Annotated in this window: 4 protein-coding genes and 1 tRNA gene; 1 reads left to right on the forward strand and 4 read right to left on the reverse strand. The window is 63.5% G+C overall.

Going from position 1 to position 7281, the window contains the following annotated elements:
* Positions 1–625 precede the first annotated feature (625 nt).
* A complete protein-coding gene (locus tag ABGB01_RS45530; RefSeq protein ID WP_347780553.1) occupies positions 626–1075 on the reverse strand; it encodes a hypothetical protein in 450 nt (149 codons plus the stop codon).
* A 348-nt stretch (positions 1076–1423) separates the two neighbouring features.
* A tRNA-Phe gene (locus ABGB01_RS45535) sits at positions 1424–1489 on the reverse strand.
* 253 nt (positions 1490–1742) lie between these two features.
* Here ABGB01_RS45535 and ABGB01_RS45540 point away from each other — a divergent pair.
* The gene (locus ABGB01_RS45540; protein ID WP_347780554.1) at positions 1743–2657 is read left to right on the forward strand and encodes a restriction endonuclease; all 915 of its coding nucleotides are present in this window, start codon (positions 1743–1745) and stop codon (positions 2655–2657) included.
* A gap of 183 nt (positions 2658–2840) precedes the next feature.
* Here the strand turns inward: ABGB01_RS45540 and ABGB01_RS45545 are convergent, their stop codons facing one another.
* Positions 2841–5375, reverse strand: a complete 2535-nt coding sequence (locus ABGB01_RS45545; protein ID WP_347780556.1) for a DEAD/DEAH box helicase family protein — start codon at positions 5373–5375, stop codon at positions 2841–2843.
* Positions 5372–7281: site-specific DNA-methyltransferase (locus ABGB01_RS45550; RefSeq protein WP_347780557.1), on the reverse strand; the 1910-nt coding region annotated here is incomplete at its 5' end. The genes ABGB01_RS45550 and ABGB01_RS45545, both read right to left, overlap by 4 nt.

The following is a 7281-nucleotide window of genomic DNA, read 5'->3' on the forward strand; positions in this document are numbered from 1 at the left end:
CCCGGTGCAGGTGACGGATCTCTGCCCAGTCGTCCACTGTGATCACATCCCTTTCTGTCACCTGTGGTGACGAAGGGGGTCAGTTTTCACGCGTTGTCTGGGGGTCAGTTTTCCAAGCTCGTCGACACTCAGAAGGGCGTGCGAAGCACCATTGACTGATCGGAGCATAGTTCGCTCCCCTGGGATCGCGGCTTGGGTGCGGCTGTTGAGGTCGTCACCGTCTCATGGAGACAACAGGGACACCCCCCAGAAGGTCTGTCCCTTGTCCTGGACTGCGTTAGTGCTGGTTGCAGCAAACTTAGGGACAGTAGGGACGGCAGGGACACTGACCGTCGAAGGCGGCGGTTCAGGCCAGCGTGGCGTTCAACCTGGCCATCCCCGAAGGCGGCGGCCCGCCGCAGACGTCCCACCGCAGGCGCGTTCCCGGGTTCCGGGTGCGCGCCTGCTGCCAGGAGTATCGGTGCTGGCCCGGCAGGTCGCGGAGGCGCTGGGGGATGCCCTCAGCTGAGGGTTCCTGAAATTGCGCGCCCTGACGGCCTACGTCCGGGCGCTTCACTCTTTGTGGTGCACTTTTCGCAAATTTCCTGCCCCGGAATTCAGGGCATGTCGCACCCGGCCACGGGCCTCAGGTGACGGCGTCGTTATCGTGAGCGATCCATTCGCCCTGCTTGACGACGACGGGCGGGGACGGCTGTGCGGGCCAGATCTGTAGGTAGTGGTGGTTGCCGTCGAAATCCGGCCGCTCCATGAGCGTGCTCCAGACGTGGTAGCGCAGCCGGTGAAGGCCCGGACCGGCGGGTAGCGGGGGAAGGCGGCGCACCGCCGAGTCGTCCCAGTCCATGCACCATCCGATCAGGAGGACCTCGCCGGTCGACGATATGAAGTCGATCTCCACGATCTCCTCGTATCCGTCAAGGTCAGCGCCCGGGTCGTGGTCGGCGATGGTCACCGTGAAGGGGATGCCGTCGCCGTGCTGGTAAAAGATAGACAGCTCGGCCACGGCCTTCCGCACCGTGATGAGCGCGACGGACTGCTCCACGTCGCACACGTCGTCGCCGTCCCAGTCCCCGTCCATCAGGAAGACAGTGCTACAGTCCTCGACGTCTACTTCCGCCCGGACGGTCTCTGCATGGGCACTCATAGCGGCGAGCGTAGAGCCCGCCACCGACAAACCGGCCAGTCAGCGTCGATCTCTCAGACGTCACCTCTCGAACACCTTTACCCCGGACACTCCGCATGGAGCATGGGTTTGACGCGCTGAGTGACGAAGGCTTCGAGTCGGTTTGAAAGGTTGATCGAACGGCTCGAGAACATACCGCCGCACGTCCTCTGCCAGCTGACGTTGCCGTCACTGTTGCTGTCACCGGAATCAAAAAGCCCCGAACAGTGATCCGTTCGGGGCATCTTGGCTGGTCATTTGATGTGGTCAGGGGCGGGGTCGAACCGCCGACCTTCCGCTTTTCAGGCGGAGCAATCACCCTGTTCCGCCGATGGAAACCGAACTCGGAGCGTCGTGTACGGCTGTCGCCAGATGCCTCCGGTGGCTGACGTTGCTGTCAGCGCTACTGTCACCTCCCGCCTCGGCTCTCCTCCGTCAGATTCCAGATGTCGATTGAGGCAACCACTGTCCAGCGACATGGCACAGGCTCGAAGATAGATCACGCCGCCTGACCGAGGAGGTTCCCAACCCGTCCATCGTCATGGCGGCCCTGATTGACGTTGCCGGTAACCGGAGGAGTGCCGTGCCGATCCCCGACTTCCAGACCTTAATGCGGCCCGTTCTGGAGACGCACTTCGACGGCGGAGACCATGGATCCGCTGAGGTGATCGCATCGATGGCCGACCGCTTCGAGTTGAGCGCGGACGAGCGCGCGGAGATGCTGCCGTCGGGCGGGCAGAAGCTCTTCAACAATCGGATCGCATGGTCCGTCACTCACATGGCGCAAGCCGGCTTGTTGGAGCGACCTCGTCGAGGCGTCACCCGGATCACCGACCGGGGCCGGAAGGTCTTGGCCGAGCACCCGAACCGGGTGGACATGAAGGTGCTGAACCGGTTCGCGGAATACCAGGAGTTCCGTACCCGCCGGCGCAAGGCCGACAAGGCTGCGGAGGAGCCGGAGCTGTCCGCGGCGGATGCGCCACCGCTGGAGTTGATCCCTCAGCTCATCACCGAGGCGCATACGGCACTGGCCGACGAACTGGTCGAGCGACTTCGTCAGGCGCCGCCGCAGTTCCTGGAGCACTGCGTCCTCAAGCTGCTGACCCGAATGGGCTACGGTGGCCCCGAAGGCGAGGTGCGCCACCTCGGCGGACCGGGCGATGAAGGCATGGACGGGCTCATCCGCCAGGATCCGCTTGGCTTGGACGTGGTCTACGTCCAAGCCAAGCGCTACGCCGCCGACCGGACGGTGCAACGACCAGATGTCCAAGCCTTCGCCGGCGCTCTTCAGGGTGCCCAGGCGTCCCGGGGGATCTTTATCGCCACCACCCGGTTCTCCCCAGGTGCCATCGATTTCGCCGAGAAGGTTCCCTCCCGGATCATCCTGATCGACGGCCGCCGCCTAGGAGAACTCATGGTTGCCTACGACTGCGGAGTCCAAGAAGCCCAGACCATCACCATCAAGAAGATGGACGAAGACTTCTTCGCCGTCGAATAGGAGTCCCTCGGTGCTGTCAGCACGCTCTTGATGAGCGACCGCCTCAGCCCGAGACACGGGAACTGAAGTCGGCGATCGTCACGGCCTCTGCACACTTCGATGCGAAGGATTCGCCTTGATCGCTTGAGCTGGTCAACTGGAGTTTTAGTGTGCATCGACGTGCACGCTCAGACTTCCGATGGCCTACGTATACGTCTGGGCGCCGCTCTTGAGAGCAGCCCACGTGCTGGCGCTGGCGATAACGGACTCGCTCGCGAGCAAGTATCCCCATCGGTCATGAACGTTGTCGCTGGCATTCACGGTGGCGATCCAGGCACGGGCCGCGTCCCGTTTGGCGATCACGCGCGCGCTGGTCATGTCCGAGTCGGACTTGCCTTCCACAATCCAGTAGGTGACCTGATCGTCGATGACTATGAAGTCCGGCTCGTATACACGCTGAACCGCCCCGCTCAGGTAGGTGATCCGGATGGGGACGGTCTCGTTGATTCGTGCCCATGCCTTCACGCCCGGGCTGACATCGAACAGGCCGGCCAGCCGGAACTCGGTGGAGTAGGCGTCGAACGCATTGATTTCATACACCGACCGCGTCCACCCGGAGTAGGGGTAGCCGCGGGTGAAGTCCTTGCTGCTGGTGATGACGTGCCGGTCTGCGGGCGGGCGCGTTTCCATCTGGCCTGGCGGATCGGGCCAGCGAACTTGGGTAACCTCCTTGACCTCCCGGGCCGGACTGGAGGTCTGCTTGGTGGAAATCCACTCGGTCAGCCGGGCGGTGGCAAGCCTTCCATGTTCAGCCCGCCACGGGGTCTGCTCAGTCACTCCCGCCCCGGCCAGGAACGAGCGGGCCACCTCAATGGCCGCGTTCTGCTCGCTCACGGTTGCAGCGACACCGTTTGCGGTCATCAGCCGCTGCACCAGGTCCTGCTCGATCGTCGGGAAGAGCATCACCGTCTGGCTCGCGAACACCGCGTCGAACTGGTCGGTTATGACGATCTCAGCCTGCCCATCTGCATTGCGCTGCGCGTCCAGGGCCTTGCGGGTCAGGGTGGGGGCGTTGTCGTGAGAGAACTGCCGCCCCAGCGATTCCACGTCCGTCAGGTTGAGCTGCGTCAGAGAGAACGGGTCCCGTTCCCAGTGGGTTGTCACCCGGGGCAGAAACAGCGGAATTTTCACCCCGCCCGGAGTGCGGGGCGTGAGCGTGTGTGTCAGTGTGGAGGTCGAGGCTGCCGCTGCCGCCACGCGGCTCTCTACAGTTGCCAGCCCGATCCCGACATGTGTCATGTCGCTCGTTTCCTCGTCGTCATCGAACAAGCTCCGCTGGTCTGGATCGGCCGCAGCTCCGCCCGGCAGCCGAATCTCGACCTCACTCGCCTTTTCAACATCTGCATCAGCGGGTATGCCGCCGTCATCGGCAATGGGTAGTCCGGGAACGTGCTTGCCTCGTGTGGGGTCAACAACGACGGTTGCCTCTGCGGCCCGCTCTCCGAGAGTCTGGTGTAGAAGCACCTTGGCCTGCTTGAGCAGATCCGCGAACGAGCGATGGGACAAAACCTCGACGGTGTCGAGCATTGGGCTCCCCGTTCGCCTCCCGAACGGCAGACGTAGGCCGCGACCTAGGATCTGCTCGGTGAGCAACTGCGACTCCATCGCCCGTACGGCTGCGATGACGTAGATGTTCCTCACGTCCCAGCCCTCTTTGAGCATGGAGACCGACACGACTGCACGGATCGGGGAACCCGGCTCTTCCAGAGTGTCGAGCAACGCGAGGGTCTTGTCCGGCTCCTCGCTCGTGACCAACAGCACCCGATCGGGCGAACCGAGCATGTCGGCACCGGCGAGCACGTCACGCAATCCAGCCGCCTCTTCGATGGACTGGGCGACAACGAACAGGATGGGCTCGACGTAAGGCTGTTTCGTCTGCTTGCAGTACGCTCGCATCGCGCTGGCCTTAGCGTCGAGGAGCGCCACCCCGTCTGCCATTTGGGTTCGCAAGTCGCTGATCCGGTCCTGGCGGGACACCAGAACCGGGATCTTCACGTATCCGTCGGCGATCGCGTCCGACAACGGGTAACGGTAGACGATCTTGCCCTGCGTTGCCTCGTGCGGAGTTGCGGTCAACCCGATCAGCGCTACCGGGTGCATCTCGGAGATCGCTGCCTGGAACTTCTTCGCGTTGCCAGAGAAGTAGACGTGATGCTCATCGGCGATAACCACAAGGTCGTCGGCGGCCTGCAGATACTCATAAAGAGCCTGGCCGAGTGTCTCGTGCTGCCGGTGCGCCCGGCGGGCATCTTTAGTGTCCGGGCGCAGCAGCGACTGAACGGTGAACACGAACACCTTGAAACAGTTGGGGTCTTCCAACGCTGCGCCAACCTCGCCCCGCTCCAACGTGTCCAAAGTGATGACGAGTGGGTTCGACTGAAGCCCTCGCAAATACTTCGGGTGCCCCGGAGTGAGATTGGCGACCGTCTTCTTCTGAATCGTCGACCCGGGAGTCACGACGACGACGTTACGCACGCCAGACGCGTACAGGTAGTCGAGTAGCCCGCCCGCGATGTAGGTCTTGCCGACGCCGGTCGCCAGATCCGTGATCAGCTCAACGCCGTCCTCGGCAACGCTGAGTGCCTGGGCCAGTGCCTCCAGTGCCGCCTGGTTCGGGGCGCGAAGGTCGAGCGTATGGGCGACCCTTTCCACAAGGTCAGCGTCATAAGGGATGGTCACAGTCGTGCTCCTTCGCGGCGGAGGGCGCGGTGAGTCGCCCCTGTCAGCAAGTCTCTAGGGGCCTTACGGATACGTGATCCACAAGACAACTTGGCCAGAGCCTCCTCCGCGCCCGGCAGAACCATCTTTGCTACCACAGTGACCCGCTCTTTCTCCCCGAGGGCGGCTACGATCTGGCGAACTTCCTCCGGCCCTACTGCGCCGTCGATAACCGCGAGACGCATCCGACCCCGAACCCCGCAGAACGGGCCGGCATCCTCCAGCCACTCGAAGCCCAGCTGACCTGCGACCGCTCGGGCGAACTTCCCATTTGTCGCCCAGTCCGCCAGCAGCACGCCATATTGAGTGACCTCATAGATCGACGGGCTGACCGTCACCACGCGGAATCCTCCGCCTCCGGACCAAAGCACCTGGGTCCGCTTAGTTTTCCGGCCGAGCCGCTCCAGCAGCTTCACGGAGGCAGTCACGTCGGGAGCATCTCCCTTGATCAGGCCGGCTCCGATGGCAGTCTTGAGTGCCTTTGCGGCAGTTGCGAAGTCGTCGGCGGACGTCCCATCAGGCAGATCCGTTGCGGCAGTGGCCTCGGTCGTCCGCTGGCTGATTCCCGCCTCGTCGGCTCCGTCGACAACATCACGCAGGCGCGGAGCGATGTACTGCGAGACGCTGGTAGGGCTGATGTCTGCTGTGACCCATCGGCGCCCCATCTTGTGAGCGACAGCAGCGGTCGTCCCGGACCCACCGAAGACGTCAAGGACGCAATCTCCCGGCGCTGTCGCCATAGTGAGGACTCGCTCGATTAGCGCCTCGGGCTTCTGGGTGTCGTATCCGCGACGCTCCTTGGATGAGTTCCCCACGCGCTGAATGTCGTCCCAGAGATCTCCGACTGCGACGCCGCTGTCTTCGCGCAGGTAGCGCTTGAACTTGGGGACGCTGTTCTCTCCGGGCGGCCAATGGACGTAGCCGGCTGCGTCGAGAAGGTCCAATCGCTGTCGCGTCGGGAGCGCAGCCGCCGCGCCATCGGTCACACCCGCGACGGTTGGTGCCGCCCAATGCCGGTCTCGGCCTGGAGGCTTGCGTCCTCGCCACGGCTCGCCCGAATCGCCGCTTCGGGCGCCTGGAGCGGCGAGATCGCCGAGCATGTAGCGGCCGCGCTCGTCGGAGTGCCGGTACTCCGTGGCCAAGTGCTTGTCGCTCAGGGGCTGCATGACTGGCCGCAGGGCGATGCGGTCGGTCTTGCCGTACACAAGCAGCGTGTCACACATCGTGCCCATGCCCCGGCGGGCGGAGGACTTTCCTTGCGTGCGCTTCCAGATGACTTGGTTCAGGAACGTTCCGGCGCTCATGACCTCGTCCATGAGACAGCGCATCCTGTGTACCTCGGCGTTGTCGAGATGAATCCAGATCGAGCCATCGGGCGCGAGCAGATCCTTGATCAACAGGAGCCGGTCCCGCATGAACGAGAGCCAGGTGGAGTGCTCCATCCAGTCGTCGTAGTGCGTGAACGCCTGCCCTGTGTTGAACGGCGGGTCCAGGTAGACCAGCTTGATCTTGCCCCGGTACTCACGGCGGAATTCAGGGACCTCATTCAGGACCCGCAGCACATCGAGCGAGTCGCCAGTGAAGAGCAGATTGTCTGCGTGCGGGTTGGAGTCGTTGACCTGGCCGTGGGCGCCGGTGAACTCGGTCAATCGGACTTCAGCGGTGGCCGGGTGATCTCGGTCCACCCAAACGGGCTTGCCCGTGTCGTCCCTGGGGATCAGCAGGAACTTTTCCTTGTTCGGCCCCCTCTCTGTCAGACTGCTGTGATACATGGGACAGATGAGTCCATTTGATGTGAAGCAGGGCGAGACAGGACGATCGAGACAGTGACGATGACCCTCGCCGATCAGAGCGCCTTGACGGGGCA

Source organism: Nonomuraea sp. B5E05 (assembly GCF_039880665.1).
Taxonomy (GTDB): Bacteria; Actinomycetota; Actinomycetes; order Streptosporangiales; family Streptosporangiaceae; genus Nonomuraea.